This is a genomic window from Flavobacterium sp. SORGH_AS_0622, assembly GCF_030818825.1.
GTDB lineage: Bacteria > Bacteroidota > Bacteroidia > Flavobacteriales > Flavobacteriaceae > Flavobacterium.
Genome location: NZ_JAUTAX010000001.1, coordinates 3,943,233 through 3,960,178 on the forward strand (window position 1 = coordinate 3,943,233; position 16,946 = coordinate 3,960,178).

Below are 16,946 nucleotides of genomic sequence, written 5' to 3' on the forward strand. Positions count from 1 at the left end.
ATCTCTCATGGAAAAGAAAAAGACAAATAAAAAATTCATCATCATACTAACCGTTTTGGTTTTAGTGGGAGGAACTTACGGAATATCAAAATACATGCACTCATTGGCTCACGAAGAAACAGATGATGCTCAAATTGAGAAAAAAATGAACCCGATTATCCCAAGAGTTTCTGGGTATATCAGCAAAGTATATGTGAAAGATAATGATTATGTAAAAAAAGGAGATACTTTATTTACTATCGACAAGAGAGATTATCAGTTAAAAATTGATGAAGCAAATGCTGCATTATTAGGTGCTGAAGGTCAATATGAAGCTGCAAAAGCTGATATCGGAAGTGCATACGCAAGTATTTCAGTTTCTGATGCTCAAATGAGATCTGCAGGTGGTTCTATCGAAAGTGCAAAAATTAGATTGAGACAACTTACAAACGATTACAACCGCTACAATAACTTGTACAAAACTCATACTATTACAAAACAACAATATGAGCAGGCTTTAACTGCAAAAGAAGAGGCTGAAAACCAAGTACGTGTTTTAGAACAACAACAAAGAGCTAGTTCTTATCAAAAATCTGTTATTCAGTCAAAATCTAAAGTTTCTGACAAACAAACAGAAGTTGCAGCAGCAAACATCAAAAAAGCAAAAACAATGTTAGATGTTGCTCACTTAAATCTTTCTTACACAGTTGTAACTGCAGCTATTGATGGTCAGGTTTCTAAAGTTGATATTCAACCAGGACAATTAGTACAGCCAGGACAATCTTTATTCTACATTATCAATAATAATGAAGCTTGGGTTGTAGCTAATTTTAAAGAAACACAATTAAACAAAATGGTTGTGGGACAAAAAGTAAGCTTAAAAGTTGATGCGTATCCAAATTATGAGTTTAAAGGAACTGTAACTTCATTCTCTCCTGCTACAGGATCTCGTTTTTCATTGTTACCTCCTGATAATGCAACAGGAAACTTCGTAAAAACAATTCAAAGATTACCAGTAAAAATTAGTTTAGACCAATCAAACGATCCTGAGAAAGTAAAACTTTTAAGACCAGGAATGAATGTTGATGTAGACGTACATTTAAAATAAATAAATGGCAACAGCAATACAAGCAGACGACGATTTAGTAGAATACGGCTTCAGACGTGTTGTAATTACAATTACAGCTGTACTTTGTGCATTGCTGGAAATTGTTGATACCACGATCGTAAACGTAGCTCTAACAGACATGCGCGGAAGTCTTGGTGCTACCTTGACCGATGTGGCGTGGGTAATTACAGCATACGCAATTGCGAATGTTATTGTAATTCCGATGACGAGCTGGCTATCACAGCAATTTGGAAGACGTAATTATTTTGTGGCTTCCATCATAATATTTACGGTCTGTTCTTTTTTGTGTGGTAATGCCACAAATATTTGGGAACTTGTAGCCTTTCGATTCGTACAAGGTATGGGTGGTGGAGCGCTTCTGGTAACAGCCCAAACAATTATTACAGAAAGTTACCCAGTTGCAAAACGTGGAATGGCGCAGGCAATTTACGGAATGGGTGTAATTGTTGGTCCAACTTTAGGTCCGCCTTTAGGAGGATATTTAGTAGATAATTATTCTTGGCCGTACATTTTCTATATCAACATTCCGTTAGGAATTATTGCAACTATCTTGGCTTTAACTTTTGTTAGAAGTCCAAAATATGGAGAAAAATTAAAAGCAAATCAGGTTGACTGGTGGGGAATTGTTTTGTTGAGCACCTTTATTGGTTCTTTACAATTCGTACTAGAACACGGTCAGCAGGACGATTGGTTTAACGATTCACTTATTGTAACTCTAAGTGTCATAACTGTTTTAGGATTAGTTCTTTTTATTTGGAGAGAGCTGACATACAAATATCCAATTGTAAACTTGAGTGTTTTAAAAGATGGAAATTTACGAATCGGAACTATTATGTGTTTCATACTTGGTTTCGGTTTATATGGCTCGACGTTAATTATACCAATTTATACGCAATCCATTTTAGGGTGGACCGCAACTGATGCCGGATTATTATTAATTCCAGGATCTATTACAACGGCGATTATGATGCCATTTGTTGGAAATATGATTCAGAAAGGTGTTCCTCAAGGATATATGGTTGGAGTAGGATTTTTAGTTTTCTTCTTCTTCACATTCATGATGTACAGCCGTATGACACCTGATACAGGAGTTGAACATATGTACTGGCCTTTAATTTTAAGAGGAATTGGTCTTGGATTACTTTTCGTACCTATTACCACCCTTTCGCTTTCTACATTAAAAGGAAAACAAATTGGTGAAGGTGCAGCTTTTACAGGAATGATGCGTCAATTAGGAGGATCATTTGGTATTGCGATTATTACCACTTTCATCACACGTTTCAGCCAGTCACACCGAGTAGATTTAATAAACAATCTTGATCCTGCCAAATTTGAAGTGCAGCAACGAATTGCAGGAATGCAGCACGCCTTTATGTCGAAAGGATATAGTGCAGATGTTGCTTTGAAAAAAGCATATCAGGCAATAGAAGGTTCAGTCATGAAACAAAGTACAGTAATGGCTTACATGGATATTTTCATGTACTTAGGAATTATGTTTTTATGTTGTATACCGATTATTCTCTTTATCAAAAAAGGGAAGAATAAAATTAATCCCGCAGATGCGATGCATTAATGTTAATAATTATTTATAATACGAAAAAGCCGAGTTCACTTTCCTGTAACTCGGCTTTTTATTTTACTATTATTTCTTTTCTAAGAGGATAATTTTATTGAATTTTTTAAATAACTCTGTAAAAAACTTAGAACCTCAGCTACTTAGAATCTTAGCATCTTAGAAATTATCTTGTAAAAACCAAATGATTTCCTTTCGAAAGATTGGCATCAAACTGATATCCATCATAATTAAATCCTTTTAAATCATCTACCGTTTCAGCATTAGTATCGATGATATAACGAACCATCATACCTCTCGCCTTTTTGGCAAAAAAACTGATCATTTTTAATTTTCCGTCTTTATAATCTTTAAAGTCTGGAGTAATAACAGGAACTTTTAAAGCTTTTACATCAACAGCAGAAAAATATTCGTTACTCGCTAAATTCACGAATAACTCACCCTTTTTCAATTCTTTGTTCAACGCTTTTGTAACTGTTGGTTTCCAAAATTCGTGGAGGTTTTTGTATTCACCAACTGGCATTTTAGTACCCATTTCTAAACGATATGCCTGCATTAAATCAAGCGGTTTTAAAAGACCATAAAGACCAGATAAAATTCTTAATTTATCTTGAAGCGCTTCTAATTTCTCTAACGGAATAGTATAAGCATCCAAGCCTGTATAAACATCTCCATCAAAAGTATAAACCGCAGGACGCGCGTTTTCAGGCGTAAAAGGCGTTTTCCAATCTTGATTTCTTTTCCAGTTTAAATCTGCCAATTTATCTGAGATTGACATTAATTCAGATAATTCAGATGGCTTTTTTTGTTTAACCACTTTATGAACTACTCTTGCTTCTTTTAAAAATGAAGGCTCTGTATGTTTTGTAGTTGGTAATTCTTTTTCGAAATTTAAAGACTTTGCTGGCGATATAACTATTTTCATTTGTGCTTTTTTCTATGACTCAAAAATACAAATTGCATTTCTAAAAACAGATTATCCTAATTGATTTGTTTTATTGCTCTATAGTTTTTTCTTCCGCCACAAATTACACAAATTAGCACGAATTTTTCTTTCATGCAGGTCGCGAAGATTTTTTACCACAGATTAAAAAGATTTACACAGATTTTTTAATCCTTTTAATCCTGTAATCTGTGGCAGAAAAAAATAAATTCGTGGTAATTTGTATAATTCGTGGCAAACCTTTTTCTCAATTCATAAAAATCGATATTAAAAACTATTAATTTCTTCAAAAAAGTGAGCTGTAGATTATAATAGGCATTTTCTATGTTGTAAATTTGCATGCATTTTTATTCTATTTTAATAGAAACTATTTCTATTAAAATATAAAATGCATTTTACTCAAAAATCACTGAATTCGTGGCTACACAAACAAATTATAAAACTGCTTTACAAAACAAAATTTTCGATATAATTTCGAAAGCATCAAAAGAACTTAATGTTGACAGTTACGTTATTGGCGGATTTGTTCGCGATTTGCTTTTAAACCGAGGTTCTAAAAAGGATATCGATGTTGTCGCAGTTGGAAGCGGTATTGAACTGGCTTTGAAAGTGTCTGAACTACTTCCGAAAAACCCAAAAGTTCAGGTTTTTAAAACTTACGGAACAGCAATGCTGCGTTTTGAAGATACGGATATCGAATTTGTTGGAGCCCGAAAAGAGTCTTACAATTTTGACAGCCGAAATCCGATTGTAGAAAACGGAACACTTCAAGACGATCAAAACCGTCGTGATTTTACCATAAATGCTTTGGCTTTATCATTAAACGAAAGTAATTTTGGTGATCTTTTAGATCCGTTTGATGGTTTGGCAGATTTAGAAAACAAAACAATAAAAACGCCTTTGGATCCAGATATTACCTATTCTGATGATCCTTTGCGAATGCTGCGCGCGATTCGTTTTGCCACACAATTGAATTTTGAGATTGAAGAAAACTCGCTAAACGCGATCACAAAAAATGCTGAACGTATTAAAATTATTTCTGGCGAAAGAATCGTAGACGAATTAAATAAAATTCTTTCTACAGATAAACCTTCAATCGGATTTTTACTTTTATATAAAACTGGACTTTTGGATATTATTTTACCTGAATTAACGGCGTTGAATCAGGTAGAGGAAATTGAAGGTCATACGCATAAAAATAACTTTTACCACACGCTTGAAGTTGTCGATAATATTTGCCCAAATACAGATGATGTTTGGTTACGCTGGTCGGCTTTACTGCATGATATTGGGAAAGCGCCAACAAAACGTTTCACTAAAAAACAAGGATGGACTTTTCATGGCCACGAATTCCTAGGCGGAAAAATGGCTAAGAAAATCTTTGAACGTTTACACATGCCTTTGAACCATAAAATGAAATTTGTGCAGAAAATGGTTATTATGAGTTCGCGCCCGATTGTTTTGGCGCAGGATATTGTGACCGATAGCGCAGTTCGTCGTTTGGTTTTTGATGCTGGTGAAGATGTTGAAAATCTAATGACTTTATGCGAAGCCGATATTACGACTAAAAATCCATCGAAATTCAAAAAATATCACAAGAACTTTGAAATCGTCCGTAAGAAAATTGTTGAAGTTGAAGAACGCGATCATGTTCGTAATTTTCAACCGCCAATTTCTGGTGAAGAAATTATGGAAATATTTGATTTAAAACCTTCAAGAGAAATCGGAATTTTAAAAGAAGCAGTGAAAGAAGCCATTTTAGAAGGAGATATTCCGAATGAATATCAGGCAGCTTATGATTTTGTGATTAAAAGAGCTGCTAAATTGGGCTTAAAAAAAGTAGAGAAATAAGTACTATCTATAAAATGAAAAAAGAGAATAAATCAGTAATCATTTGGTTACTATCGGGCTGTGTTTTATTGTTTTTAATGGTTGTCGTGGGCGGAATCACACGTTTGACCAATTCAGGTTTATCAATGACTGACTGGCATTTGGTAACCGATACATTTCCACCTTTAACTGAAGCCAAATGGCAGGCCGCATTTGATGAATATAAAAAGTTTCCTGAGTATCAAAAAATCAATATTCATAACGATTTTCAATTAGCAGATTATAAATTCATTTATTTCTGGGAGTGGTTTCACCGTTTCATCGGTCGTATTATTGGATTGGTTTTCTTTGTCCCATTTGTTTATTTCTTAATTAGAAAAAAACTGGATCGCGCAACCATCAAAAAATGTGTCATTCTTTTGGCGATGGGAGGTTTCCAAGGATTTTTAGGATGGTTTATGGTGAGAAGCGGCTTGATTGATAATCCAGATGTAAGTCACTTTAGACTTTCATTACACTTAACTTTTGCTTTCATCACTTTTGCTTATACACTTTGGGTCGCTTTAGATTTAATCTATCCTGAAAAAAACAGCAGAATCAATATTCCGCTAAGAAACATTGGACGATTTGCTTTAGTGGCTTTACTAATCCAAATTATTTATGGCGGATTTGTTGCTGGATTAAATGCTGGATTAATTCACAATCACTGGCCCTTAATGAGCGATGGGCAATTTATTCATGATTCGGTTTACATCGAACAGCCAACATTAATTAAAAATCTTATTGAAGGAAAAAGCGGTGTTCAGTTTGTGCATAGAACTTTTGCTTATGTTGTTGTAGCTTTTATTTTGTTTTTATATTACAGAAGTACCAAAATTTCGCTGACAAACACACAATCTAACGGAATCAAAACTCTTGTAGTTTTTGTTTTCATCCAATTTTTACTTGGAGTTTTCACATTATTATACAGCGTTCCATTGGCTTTAGGATTAATTCACCAGATTATGGCATTTTTCCTTTTAAGCGCTATGACTTTTACGCTGCACCGACTGAGCAAATAACTCATTTTATGTAAACTAAAAAGAGCCGAATTGAACTGCCCCCAAAAAGTTAGACACTATTTGGGGGCATTTTTATGGAATAGATTTAATTCGAATGAATTATAATCTGTTGAAATCTATTTTAAAGTAAAAGTTTTATGCCAGCCAAGATTTAAAATCCTGCACTTTTTCTCGGCTTACAATAACCTCATCTTCTCTGTAAGTTGGTAAAATAACTTTTAGACGAGAATTGGTATACACCTGAATTTCTTTAATAGCTTTTAACGGCACAATAAATTTTCTGCTTACGCGAAAGAAATCTTTCTTGTCTAATTCCTGCTCCAGGATTTCTAAAGTCGAATCGATTAAATAATCACGATTTTCGTAAGTATGAATGTATGTTCCTTTATTTTCACTAAAAAAGCATTCTATTTCTTCTGTAGTAATGACTTTTAAATGCTGTCCAATTTTAACTGTAAACCTCTTTTTGTACGTTTTCTCAAAAGGATTGGAAAGCATTTGGCGAATCTGCTCAAAATCTAATTGCAGATTTGAACTTTCTGCTGCTTTTGGCATACGGGTTTTAAACTTCGAAACGGCCACTTCAAGATCATCTTCATCAATTGGTTTTAAAAGATAATCAATGCTGTTTAATTTAAAAGCCTTTAAAGCATATTCATCATATGCAGTAGTAAAAATAATAGCACTTTTGATGTCAATTTTTTCAAAAATTTCAAAAGACAAACCATCTGATAATTGGATATCCAGAAAAATTAAATCTGGATGAGGGTTATTTTCAAACCATTCAACTGATTCTTCAACCGAATGAAGCATCGTTTCTACTTTTACATCTAACTTTTCAAGTTTTCTTTGCAGTAATCTTGCCGCTGGTTTTTCGTCTTCTATAATTAATGTGATCATTTACTATAATGTAAAATTTGAAAAAAAATTAATTCAAAGTTACTCCCATTTTTTTTTATTCGCAGCGTCTTCTTCCATGTATTTTCGAATTTTCTTTTCCTCCCAGTTATCACTAAAAAAATAATCGCCGCTAAAAACAAGGAAAGCGTGAATTAAAAGTGCTATTCCCCATGAAAATGCTGTTGAGTAAGTATGCCACTCAAATAGACCACTTTGTCTAAATTCGTTGCCTATAAAATTTTTATTCAAACTTAAAAATATAATAATTACATTAACAATAATGTAAACTTTTAAATGTGAGTAAAAGCCTTTGATTTTCTTTACTTTCCTATACGCCTTATTATAACGTTCATCAGTGTTAAAATCCTGCCCGTATTCTTCGTACATATGTCTTCTTAATCGTCCCATTTTTTTATCTTTTAATATTATTTCCACTTATTTTTGTTCTGTTTTTCCTTCTCCATAAATTCTTTGATTTTTCTTTCTTCCCATTCTTTTCCTAAAGTTGGGAAAACTTCAAAAACTTTCAATCCGTGAAAAACGACCCCTACTCCCCACCATAATAAAGGCCAGAAAAACCATAAATACTGGGGTGATGTATATAAATTGATGAAAATCAGAATCGCATTTACCAATACATAGGCAACAAGATTTCCATAAAATCCTTTGATATTTTCAACTTTTTTTCTTGCTTGAATGTATCTTTCTTCTTCGTTATAATTCATTTCCATGACTACTCCCATTTTTGTTTTTTATTTCTTCTCTCTAAAATACTTTTTACTTTACGTGCTTCCCAATCTTCATCAAAAATCTTAAAAGAAGCAAATACATCTATTGCTGAGCCAATGACTACCGCAGCCCACAAAATCATAATTACACCATTTAACAAATTAATCGGGAATACATTTAGCGGCAGTTCGGTGTATCCTTTTAAAAGGTAAAGTATTAGAATGATGGTGTAAATAAATAACTGTTTGTAAAAGGATTTAAGTTTAATAACTTTCCGACTTGCTAATTTCTGTAATTCAGATTGTTCTTTATCAAAATCAAATTTTGTTTCCATATTACTCCCAAGTTTTTCTAATTTTTTCTTTCTCTAGAATTTCTCTAATTTTTCTTTCTTCCCATTTTTTATTGAAAAAAGGCGGCAGGCTGAAAACTTTTAATCCGTGCATAATAAGAGCCATTCCCCATCCCATCAAGCACCATAAAAACCACAAATATCCTGGAGAAGTCATCAGATTTACCACAATCACAATTGGATTAGTTAGAAGATAAACTGTCAAATGCTCGTAAAACTCTTTTATTTCTTTTACTCTTTTCTGAGCATCATAATAACGTTCTGCTTCTGTAAAATCTTTTTCCATGATTATTTCCAGGTTTTTTGTTTGTTTTCTCTTTCTAGAATCTCTCGAATTTTTCTTTCCTCCCAATCTGAACTATAACCGAATACCTTAAAAGCGTGCATCGTAATTCCAAATCCCCAGCCTAAAGCAGAAAACCAAAACCATTGAAATCCAGGTGAAAATCTTAGATTGATAAAAACTAAAAGCGGAATCACACAACAGTATGAAATTATATTTGCATAAAATCCCTTTAATTCCTCAACTCTTTTTTTGGCTCTATAATAAGCTTTCGCTTCATCATTATAATCTGCATTTGTTTCCATAACACTAACTTGTTTTGTTAAAATTGGAATTTTAACCGTAAAATTTTTCTCGTCCTGCTCCACCTTCACTTTCCTATCGGTTATAATTCCGTAACGGTTTACGATATTCTGCAGTCCAACACCTTGTCTGTCCTGCAGCACTTCTTTCTTCTGAAGATCATTTTGAATAGCCAAATAATCTTTATCAATAAATATTCTAATATGAAGTGGTTTCTGTTCGCTTACCACATTATGCTTAACTGTATTTTCAAGCAAAAGCTGTAAGGAAAGCGGCACCACTTTAGCATCTGGATTTATGTCTTCTGTTGGCAATTCGTAAAACAAGCTGTTTTCGAAACGCATTTTCAACAAATTCATATAGGTTTTCGCAAATGATAATTCGTCTTCAACCGAAACCAATTCTTTATCTTTTTGTTCTAAAACATATCTGTAAATTTTAGATAAAGAAGTGGTAAACCGCTGCGCATTATCTGGATTTTCTTCGATCAATGAACTTAAAACATTCAAGCTGTTAAAAAGAAAATGCGGATCAATTTGATTTTTTAAGCTTTCGAATTTAGCATTTGCTGTTCCTGCAATGATTTTCTGTTGTGTTATTTCAAATTTTGAAGCCCTTTTCCATTTTACCATAAAACTTCTGGCCTGCATAAAAGTCGAAACTCCTAATGATAAAATGATGTAGAAAAGATGCACCCATAACATTCTTGCTCCAAAAAACACATCTAAAGTTACATGTTGCACGACAACGAAAATAAAATAGTTTATTCCTAAAACAACTGGAACCGTATATAAAACGGTTATTAAGATTCCGTAATAAACTCTCAGATTGGTTTGTTCCAGCCAATCCCATTTTTTATCTAGAAAAACATTGATAAATCCGTTACCGAAACCCAATCCAAAAGAATAAAGACAGCTTATAAAAAAGGTTAAAAGAACGTTTCTAATATTTAGATCATCTCCTAAACAAGCTGAAAATATTATCGCAAATACCATTGCAATCTTGAAACATGCTATAGTTCCACCTTTTAAATCAGAAAAAACAGTTCCATCATCTTTCATATAATCAGCTTAGTTTAATATTTTTATTATTTACAAGTTTTTTGAACTTCAAGAGCTCTTTCTAATCCCCATTTTGGAGAAAAAGGAGTTTCTGGTTTAAAAGTACCAAAAAGTTCAATAGCTTTATCAACTTGTACACATAAAGGTTTTGTGTCAACTCCTGTCCATTTTGCGCCTCCTAATTGATAGTCAGCTTCTCCAAAAACTGCTCTTGGATTGTTTGGGTTAAGTGCTTTAGCTTTCGCGTAAGCTTCCATAACTTTTCCAGAATATTTCATTCCGTTTGTCATTGGGTCTGCTACAACATATCCTGTATAAATTAGCGCTTGCAATACATATAATTCTGAGTTACTTTGATCTTTTATCAATTCAATATCTAATGCATCCTGAGCTTTGGTTAATAACAAATCGATTTTTGTTTTATCTTTTTCTGTAAAAACAGATAACGTGTTTACCAAACCTACATAGTAATTAGGAAGCCAGCTTGTTTTTTCTGCCGCTGCGATTCTTTCAAACATTGCAGAAGCATCTGCATTTTTGCCTTCTTTCCAAAGCCCGAAAGCTTTAGTCATTCCTTGTTCAAATTGTGTTTGTGCAGATAATAAACTGCAGATAAATAATGTAATAACGGTGATAATTTTGGTCATGATTTCTTTTTTTTAAAGTTTATAAGTTATTAAGATTCTGGTATTCTAAGGTTTTTTTATTGATGATTAAAACTCTTTTTTTAAGGTTCAAAGGTTTAGAGCTGCAAAGGGACAAAGGTTTGGTTTTTATATTGTTACTATTTTTAAAACTTTGAACCTTTGTCACTTTGCTTCTTTGGTCCTTTCTAATTTATACTTCAAAAGTATTACGCTTTTTACTCTTTTAAAATTAAATGATACTGAGTTGTTGATTTTTGATGATGAATTGTTTTTTTGGAGATTCTGAGGTTCTAAGTGACTAAGATTCTAGTTTTTCTTAGCAACTTAGAATCTCAGAACCTTAGCATCTTTTAAAGATTCTTCAACTGATTCTCATTTTTATTCTGGCTGATTGTCCAGAAGAAACCAACGAAGAAAAATCTATCTGCGGTTGGTGTTACAGCTTGTCTTTGATAAACTCCGCTTGGATCTGCTGTTTTGGCATAATCATATCCAAAAACATTTTGTGTTCCTAAAATATTCGAAACAGAGAAGTAAAGAATTTTTTGTGTGGTTAATAAATAGGCCCAGTTGAAACTTAAACTATTGTAAGATTTTGTTTTTCCGCTCATAAATTGCGTTTGGTTCGGATCATTGTAAGGACGTCCTGAGCTGTAGCTATTTGTAAAACCTACTTGCGATTTCCAGTCTGTAATAAAATATTTGGTTACAACAGACAAACTATGATTAGCAATAAAACTTGGAGTAGCCATGTTTGGAAAGTTTTTATATTGTCTTTCTGAATCGATGTATGAATATGAAATCCAATATTCTAAGTTTTTGTACAAATTGCTGTCTCTCCAAAGTACATCCAATCCTTTTGCATAACCCGATCCGTTATTATTGAAAACCGAATTGTACTGAATATCTCTTGTATCGTATTGAACTAAATTGCTGTAATCTTTATAATATAATTCTGTTCTAAGCAGTTGTCCAGGTTTTGTAAACGTATAATTTAAGATATAATGTCTGGCTTTTTCACTCTCAAACTGATGGTATTTTGAATATTTAATATAATCTACAACAGGCGTTTGAGAAAAATCTCCGTAAGCAAACGAGAACTGGCTGCTTTTTGAAACTTTATAACCTAATGAAGCTCTTGGAGCTATGTTATTTTCGTTTAACAAACTGTTATTTGAATATCTCAAACCAACTTTTAAAGCTAGATTTTTAGAGATCGAAAGATCTCCTTCTGTGTAAGCGGCAAAAATATTAGAATCGTATCCGTTTGAACCGTTAATAGAAACATTATCATCGAAATTTTCGTTGTATTTGGTAATGAAATAATCTGTACCGAAAGACAATCTAAAATGGTTGGAAACCTTTTTGGCAAGTTTCAATTTCAACTGTGCTGCATTTTCGTTGCTGTCAACATCTGTGATATTATATTTCAATTTATTTTTACTGTAACCGTAACTAATTCCTGAAGTTAACTGCCATCCTGTTCCAAAACTTCCTTTGTATGAAGAATTCAAATAAAAGTTATTATTGTTCATATCGGTTCTGATCGGATTTTCGAAATTGATATTTTTCTGATTCAAATCGAATTTCTCCGAGTCGAAAGAAGCGTATAATTTAAAGATTCCATTTGTGAATTTATATCGGTAAACCGTTTCACCTCCAAGAGATTGATATGGATTATTCCAATCTACATTTTGTGGAATTACTGCTTGATAAGGCGCCAAATTTATATAAGCCATATTTACACTTAAAGAACTTTTTTCCCATTTTTGAGTATTTCCTACACTCAAACCCACTGTCATTAAACCGATATCTGTTTTTTCGTGATCTTCTTCGTCTTGCGTGTTTAAAAGTAAAACACTAGATAGAGCTTCGCCATATTCGGCAGAATAACCTCCAGTAGAAAATGCAATTCCACTGAACAAGAAAGGAGAAAATCTGCTTCGAGTTGGTAAGTTATTGGTTGTCGCTCCGTAAGGCTGCGCAACTCTAATTCCGTCAATAAAAGTCTGTGTTTCATTGGCTTCACCTCCACGAACAAACAAACGTCCGTCTTCGCCAACAGTTTGTGTGCCAGGTAAAGTTTGTAAAGCTGCCACGATATTTCCTGCAGAACCCGCAGTTGTTACAATATCTAATGGTTTTAAAACAGAAACCCGTGCTTTGTCTCCAGACTCTAAGGTTCCAGCTGTAATTACAACTGCATCAAGAGCATTTACGTTTTCTCTTAATTTTACCGTTTGATTTTTATAATTGGTAACATCAATTTCGGTTTTAAAAGTTTCGAAAAGTAAAAAACTAACTACTATAAATTGATTTCCTTCAGCAGTTGTTTCAAAAGAAAAATCTCCCGTTTCAGAACTTGTTGCTCCATCATAAGTGCCGTCAATATAAATATTAGCACCGGCAACTGGTTTTCCTTTTTGATCTACAACTTTTCCAGAAATAGTATTTTGTGCAAAAATTAAAGCTGTAAAAAATAAAAAGCTAATGGTAAAAAATAATTTGGTTTTCATATCATCTTTGGTTTTGATGAAGCAAATGTATTTTAACATTTTCTGTTAAAAAATATATAATAACCCAATTGTAGAATTTCGAGGATGAGTTGTAAATTACTAATTTGTATCTTAGCTATGAAATCCAAAATCATCATTTTATGTCAGAAAGTAAACGAATTTCAAATCTATATCAATCCATTTATAATGGTAATCCTTGGCTGGAAGTAAATCTTGCCGATACTTTACAAAATGTAACAGCAGAGCAGGCTTATAAAAAAGCAAATCCAAACCTTAACACGATTTGGGAAATTGTGAATCATTTAATACAATGGAGAAGAAACATTTTAGAACGCATGCAGGGAGAAGTAATTATAACTCCTGACCATAATTATTTTGTACCTGTTCTAGACCCTTCAGAAGCTGCTTGGGAACAATCGCTTCAAACATTGGCAAAATCTCAAGAATCATGGAATACTTTTTTCGAAGATTTTAATGACGAAGATTTGGCTAAAATTTACGTAAATAATGGCCATACCTATTACGAACACATTCACGGAATTATTCAGCATGATGTGTATCATTTAGGTCAGATCGTTATTTTGAAGAAATTGGTTTAATTTAATTCATAAAGAATTAACGAAAAATAAAAAACGAAATCTAAAATATATTCATATGAAAAAATCAACACTATTATTATTTTTTTTATTTATGAATGTAATCGCTTTTTCGCAGCAAACTGAAGCCAAATACGATGAAAATCTTGCAAAATCTCTTCATGCCGACGAATACGGAATGAAAAAATATGTTTTTTGTCTTTTAAAATCTGGAACCAATACAACAGCTTCAAAAGAAGAAACCAAAAAACTTTTTGAGGGACATATGGCCAACATCAATAAATTAGCAAAAGAAGGAAAACTGGTTGTTGCTGGCCCTTTTATGAAAAACGACAGAAATTATAGGGGCATTTATATTTTTAATGTAGAAACTATAGAAGAAGCAAAGGCACTTGTTGCAACAGATCCTGCCATAAAAGCCAATTTACTGGAAGCCGAATTAACGCCTTGGTATGCCACTGCCGCTTTATTGGAAACTTTAAAAATACATGAAAAAATCGCCAAGACGAAAATGTAATAAATGAAAACAGAAAAAGAAAAAATGATCTCTGGCGAATACTATAATGCGTTTGATCCAGAACTTGTCAAAGGACGTAGAACAGCCAAAAATCTTTTGCACACTCTTAATGTAAAAGAATATAGAGTAACCAAAAAAGCAAAAGAAATTCTAAAAGAACTTATTCCAAATACTGGAGATGGTTTTTATATAGAGCCTCCCTTTCACTGCGATTACGGATATAATATTTTTTGCGGCGACAACGTTTATTTCAATGTGAATTGTGTCGTTCTAGACTGTGCTCCTGTAAATATCGGATCAAATGTATTTATTGCACCAAATGTTCAAATCTACACAGCTTCACATCCGCTTGACGCTGAATTAAGAAAAACGCTTGAAAATGCTTACCCAGTTACCATTGGAGACGATTGCTGGATTGGCGGAAATTCAGTTATTTGTCCAGGTGTTACAATTGGAAAAGGCTGTGTTATTGGCGCCGGATCGGTTGTGACAAAAGATATTCCAGACAATTCATTAGCGGTTGGAAACCCAGCAAAAGTAATTAGAAAATTAAATCAAGAACCTGAATCAAAAAAATAATGCTTACCCTTAATAAAGTTCATCATATTGCCATTTTGTGCTCAGATTACGAAAAATCTAAATACTTCTACACCCAGATTTTAGGGTTAACAATTATTCGAGAAATTTATCGCGAAGAGCGTCAATCTTATAAATTAGATTTGGCTTTAAATGGTTCCTATGTTGTTGAATTGTTTTCATTCCCGAATCCGCCGCAAAGACCTTCAAGACCTGAAGCTGTTGGTTTAAGACATTTGGCTTTTGAAGTAATTAATTTAGAAGAAACTATTGCTTTTTTAACTTCAAAAAATATCGAATCAGAACCAATCAGAATCGATGAAACCACCGATAAACGTTTTACTTTTATTGCAGATCCTGATTTATTGCCGATCGAGTTTTATGAGAGATAGATAATGAGAGGTGCAAAGGCTCAAAGTTGCAAAGCTTCAGAGGTTTTTCATTTAACGAATACACCTACATAAATGTGAGAACTTTGCAAATAAAGTAAACAAAAACTTTGCGCCTTGTCGACTTTGTGGCAACATGTTTAACCGAACGAATTTTCTTGTTTATATCGGTTTTAACATACTAAATTGATTATTTCTTATAAAAAACCAATTTTGATGCTTAATTTTGTGATCCGCATAAAAAAAATGCGATTTCAAATTTACTTCTAATGAACAAAACGGCGCAAATCAAAAAAAATCATCAATTTATAAAATTCCGAAAATTAGTTATTGTTTCTATTTTAATTGGCTTCCTTTCTGCCTTTCTTGGAATTTCTCTAAAAAAAATAACCGAATATTACGAAGAAATCTTCTTTCACCAAGTATCGGTTCATCCTCTATTTTACATTGTATTTCCAGTTTTCGGATTATCTGTAATTTATTTCCTGAGACAATATCTTTTTAAGAAAAAAGAAAATAAAGGAATTAAAGAGGTTTTTGAAAGCACAAAAACCGAAAAAAATCTTCCTTTATATAAAATTCCATCTCACTTCATAAACGGATTATTAACTGTAATTTTTGGAGGTTCAACCGGAATTGAAGTTTCTACAGTTGTAGCCACAGCAACAATTGGTTCTGTTGCACACGAAAAAGAAAATGTTTTCCGCCAATACAAAACTGAGTTAATCTGTGCAGGAGTCGCGGCGGGAGTTACTGCCCTTTTCAGCAGTCCGATTGCGGGAATATTGTTTGCTTTTGAAGTTATTTCCAGAAAAGTAACACGTGCATTTATAATTTCAAATGTAATTGCTGTTTCAATTGCTTTTGGCTTACTTAATATTTTAAAAGAAGAACCTCTATTTGCTGTATCTATTACAACCTGGCATTTAAAAGCGATTCCGTATTTTATTCTTTTAGGAATTTTAGCTGGAATGAATTCTGTTTATTTGACTAAATGCGTTTTATTTTTCAAATCTCAATTCGGAAAAATAAATACCCATTATTATAAAATTATTATCGGATCTGCTGTTTTGAGTATCTCACTTTTTATTTTCCCTCAATTATACGGAGAAGGATATCATGCTATAAAAGGGATTTTTAGCACCAGCCAGCTTCCTTTAACCATAACGTTGGCACTGACATTTATAGGAATCTTGGTTTTAAAACCAATTGTTACTTCAGTAACTCTTGCCTCTGGAGGTGACGGCGGCGTATTTGCTCCAAGTTTATTTATTGGTGCATTTTTAGGATTGTTATTAGCATCAATATTAAACAGTCTTTTTCATGTAAATGTAATTCCAGTAAATTTCATGATCATCGGAATGGCAGCTGTTTTAAGCGCCAGCATTCATGCTCCGTTTACAGCAATATTTTTAGTCTGCGGATTAACAAACGATTATACTCTCTTTTTACCAATTCTTATAGTTTGCTTAATTTCAAAATACACTGCGAAAACAATATATCCATACACTGTATATAGTTACGCGCCAAGCTTGACTAAATAAATAATTTAGCCACAGATT

General features: G+C 33.0%; 18 protein-coding genes. 9 read left to right on the top strand and 9 right to left on the bottom strand.

Features of this window, described 5'->3' with window-relative positions:
* Window positions 1-7 precede the first annotated feature (7 nt).
* Together QE431_RS16600 and QE431_RS16605 are read left to right on the top strand one after the other, a co-directional pair.
* A complete protein-coding gene (locus QE431_RS16600; RefSeq protein WP_057116801.1) occupies window positions 8-1,087 on the top strand; it encodes an HlyD family secretion protein in 1,080 nt (359 codons plus the stop codon).
* Between the two features lie 4 nt (window positions 1,088-1,091).
* Window positions 1,092-2,681 carry an MDR family MFS transporter gene (locus QE431_RS16605; RefSeq protein ID WP_057116802.1) on the top strand — a complete coding sequence of 530 codons (1,590 nt, stop codon included), beginning with the start codon at window positions 1,092-1,094 and terminating at the stop codon, window positions 2,679-2,681.
* A gap of 166 nt (window positions 2,682-2,847) precedes the next feature.
* Here QE431_RS16605 and yaaA read toward each other — a convergent pair whose 3' ends face one another.
* A complete protein-coding gene (gene yaaA / locus QE431_RS16610; RefSeq protein WP_307297840.1) occupies window positions 2,848-3,606 on the bottom strand; it encodes a peroxide stress protein YaaA in 759 nt (252 codons plus the stop codon).
* A gap of 435 nt (window positions 3,607-4,041) precedes the next feature.
* Between yaaA and QE431_RS16615 the strand changes: the two genes are divergently transcribed.
* Both QE431_RS16615 and QE431_RS16620 read left to right on the top strand, forming a co-directional pair.
* Entirely contained in the window at window positions 4,042-5,475 is a 1,434-nt protein-coding gene (locus QE431_RS16615; protein ID WP_307297843.1) for a CCA tRNA nucleotidyltransferase, read from the top strand.
* Window positions 5,476-5,489: 14 nt separating this feature from the next.
* Window positions 5,490-6,515, top strand: coding sequence for a COX15/CtaA family protein (locus QE431_RS16620; protein ID WP_281866374.1), 1,026 nt, complete (start codon window positions 5,490-5,492; stop codon window positions 6,513-6,515).
* Between the two features lie 135 nt (window positions 6,516-6,650).
* Here QE431_RS16620 and QE431_RS16625 read toward each other — a convergent pair whose 3' ends face one another.
* The 8 genes from QE431_RS16625 to QE431_RS16660 form a co-directional block, all read right to left on the bottom strand.
* Window positions 6,651-7,415 (bottom strand): LytTR family DNA-binding domain-containing protein, encoded by a 765-nt coding sequence (locus QE431_RS16625; RefSeq protein ID WP_057116806.1) that lies wholly within the window; start codon window positions 7,413-7,415, stop codon window positions 6,651-6,653.
* A 39-nt stretch (window positions 7,416-7,454) separates the two neighbouring features.
* The gene (locus QE431_RS16630) at window positions 7,455-7,850 is read right to left on the bottom strand and encodes a 2TM domain-containing protein (protein ID WP_307297848.1); all 396 of its coding nucleotides are present in this window, start codon (window positions 7,848-7,850) and stop codon (window positions 7,455-7,457) included.
* Window positions 7,841-8,158 (bottom strand): 2TM domain-containing protein, encoded by a 318-nt coding sequence (locus QE431_RS16635; RefSeq protein ID WP_057116807.1) that lies wholly within the window; start codon window positions 8,156-8,158, stop codon window positions 7,841-7,843. Before QE431_RS16635 ends, QE431_RS16630 begins: the two co-directional genes overlap by 10 nt.
* Window positions 8,149-8,478, bottom strand: coding sequence for a 2TM domain-containing protein (locus QE431_RS16640; RefSeq protein WP_307297851.1), 330 nt, complete (start codon window positions 8,476-8,478; stop codon window positions 8,149-8,151). Before QE431_RS16640 ends, QE431_RS16635 begins: the two co-directional genes overlap by 10 nt.
* 1 nt (window position 8,479) lies before the next feature.
* Window positions 8,480-8,782, bottom strand: a complete 303-nt coding sequence (locus QE431_RS16645) for a 2TM domain-containing protein (protein WP_057116809.1) — start codon at window positions 8,780-8,782, stop codon at window positions 8,480-8,482.
* A 2-nt stretch (window positions 8,783-8,784) separates the two neighbouring features.
* On the bottom strand, window positions 8,785-10,143 hold the full coding sequence (locus QE431_RS16650) for a histidine kinase (protein WP_057116810.1): 1,359 nt from the start codon (window positions 10,141-10,143) through the stop codon (window positions 8,785-8,787).
* A gap of 26 nt (window positions 10,144-10,169) precedes the next feature.
* Window positions 10,170-10,790, bottom strand: a complete 621-nt coding sequence (locus tag QE431_RS16655) for a hypothetical protein (RefSeq protein ID WP_057116811.1) — start codon at window positions 10,788-10,790, stop codon at window positions 10,170-10,172.
* A 350-nt stretch (window positions 10,791-11,140) separates the two neighbouring features.
* Window positions 11,141-13,306, bottom strand: coding sequence for a TonB-dependent receptor (locus QE431_RS16660; protein WP_307297856.1), 2,166 nt, complete (start codon window positions 13,304-13,306; stop codon window positions 11,141-11,143).
* A gap of 140 nt (window positions 13,307-13,446) precedes the next feature.
* Here QE431_RS16660 and QE431_RS16665 point away from each other — a divergent pair, with 140 nt between their 5' ends.
* The 5 genes from QE431_RS16665 to QE431_RS16685 all read left to right on the top strand — a co-directional run bounded on the left by QE431_RS16665 (window position 13,447) and on the right by QE431_RS16685 (window position 16,928).
* Window positions 13,447-13,905 (top strand): DinB family protein, encoded by a 459-nt coding sequence (locus QE431_RS16665; protein WP_057116813.1) that lies wholly within the window; start codon window positions 13,447-13,449, stop codon window positions 13,903-13,905.
* A 55-nt stretch (window positions 13,906-13,960) separates the two neighbouring features.
* Window positions 13,961-14,419 carry a YciI family protein gene (locus QE431_RS16670; protein WP_307297857.1) on the top strand — a complete coding sequence of 153 codons (459 nt, stop codon included), beginning with the start codon at window positions 13,961-13,963 and terminating at the stop codon, window positions 14,417-14,419.
* Window positions 14,420-14,422: 3 nt separating this feature from the next.
* The gene (locus QE431_RS16675) at window positions 14,423-14,998 is read left to right on the top strand and encodes a sugar O-acetyltransferase (protein ID WP_134139836.1); all 576 of its coding nucleotides are present in this window, start codon (window positions 14,423-14,425) and stop codon (window positions 14,996-14,998) included.
* Window positions 14,998-15,387 (top strand): VOC family protein, encoded by a 390-nt coding sequence (locus QE431_RS16680; protein WP_307297861.1) that lies wholly within the window; start codon window positions 14,998-15,000, stop codon window positions 15,385-15,387. The genes QE431_RS16675 and QE431_RS16680 overlap by 1 nt, the downstream gene beginning before the upstream one ends.
* A 266-nt stretch (window positions 15,388-15,653) precedes the next feature.
* On the top strand, window positions 15,654-16,928 hold the full coding sequence (locus tag QE431_RS16685; protein WP_307297864.1) for a chloride channel protein: 1,275 nt from the start codon (window positions 15,654-15,656) through the stop codon (window positions 16,926-16,928).
* Window positions 16,929-16,946 lie beyond the last annotated feature (18 nt).

Bases quoted from the DNA above. Each gene is read 5' to 3' on its own strand.
- yaaA (WP_307297840.1), bottom strand. From the start codon at position 3,606: ATGAAAATAGTTATATCGCCAGCAAAGTCTTTAAATTTCGAAAAAGAA.
- QE431_RS16645 (WP_057116809.1), bottom strand. From the start codon at position 8,782: ATGGAAAAAGATTTTACAGAAGCAGAACGTTATTATGATGCTCAGAAA.
- QE431_RS16640 (WP_307297851.1), bottom strand. From the start codon at position 8,478: ATGGAAACAAAATTTGATTTTGATAAAGAACAATCTGAATTACAGAAA.
- QE431_RS16685 (WP_307297864.1), top strand. From the start codon at position 15,654: ATGAACAAAACGGCGCAAATCAAAAAAAATCATCAATTTATAAAATTC.
- QE431_RS16650 (WP_057116810.1), bottom strand. From the start codon at position 10,143: ATGAAAGATGATGGAACTGTTTTTTCTGATTTAAAAGGTGGAACTATA.
- QE431_RS16635 (WP_057116807.1), bottom strand. From the start codon at position 8,158: ATGGGAGTAGTCATGGAAATGAATTATAACGAAGAAGAAAGATACATT.
- QE431_RS16660 (WP_307297856.1), bottom strand. From the start codon at position 13,306: ATGAAAACCAAATTATTTTTTACCATTAGCTTTTTATTTTTTACAGCT.
- QE431_RS16680 (WP_307297861.1), top strand. From the start codon at position 14,998: ATGCTTACCCTTAATAAAGTTCATCATATTGCCATTTTGTGCTCAGAT.
- QE431_RS16675 (WP_134139836.1), top strand. From the start codon at position 14,423: ATGAAAACAGAAAAAGAAAAAATGATCTCTGGCGAATACTATAATGCG.
- QE431_RS16655 (WP_057116811.1), bottom strand. From the start codon at position 10,790: ATGACCAAAATTATCACCGTTATTACATTATTTATCTGCAGTTTATTA.
- QE431_RS16605 (WP_057116802.1), top strand. From the start codon at position 1,092: ATGGCAACAGCAATACAAGCAGACGACGATTTAGTAGAATACGGCTTC.
- QE431_RS16600 (WP_057116801.1), top strand. From the start codon at position 8: ATGGAAAAGAAAAAGACAAATAAAAAATTCATCATCATACTAACCGTT.
- QE431_RS16620 (WP_281866374.1), top strand. From the start codon at position 5,490: ATGAAAAAAGAGAATAAATCAGTAATCATTTGGTTACTATCGGGCTGT.
- QE431_RS16665 (WP_057116813.1), top strand. From the start codon at position 13,447: ATGTCAGAAAGTAAACGAATTTCAAATCTATATCAATCCATTTATAAT.
- QE431_RS16625 (WP_057116806.1), bottom strand. From the start codon at position 7,415: ATGATCACATTAATTATAGAAGACGAAAAACCAGCGGCAAGATTACTG.
- QE431_RS16670 (WP_307297857.1), top strand. From the start codon at position 13,961: ATGAAAAAATCAACACTATTATTATTTTTTTTATTTATGAATGTAATC.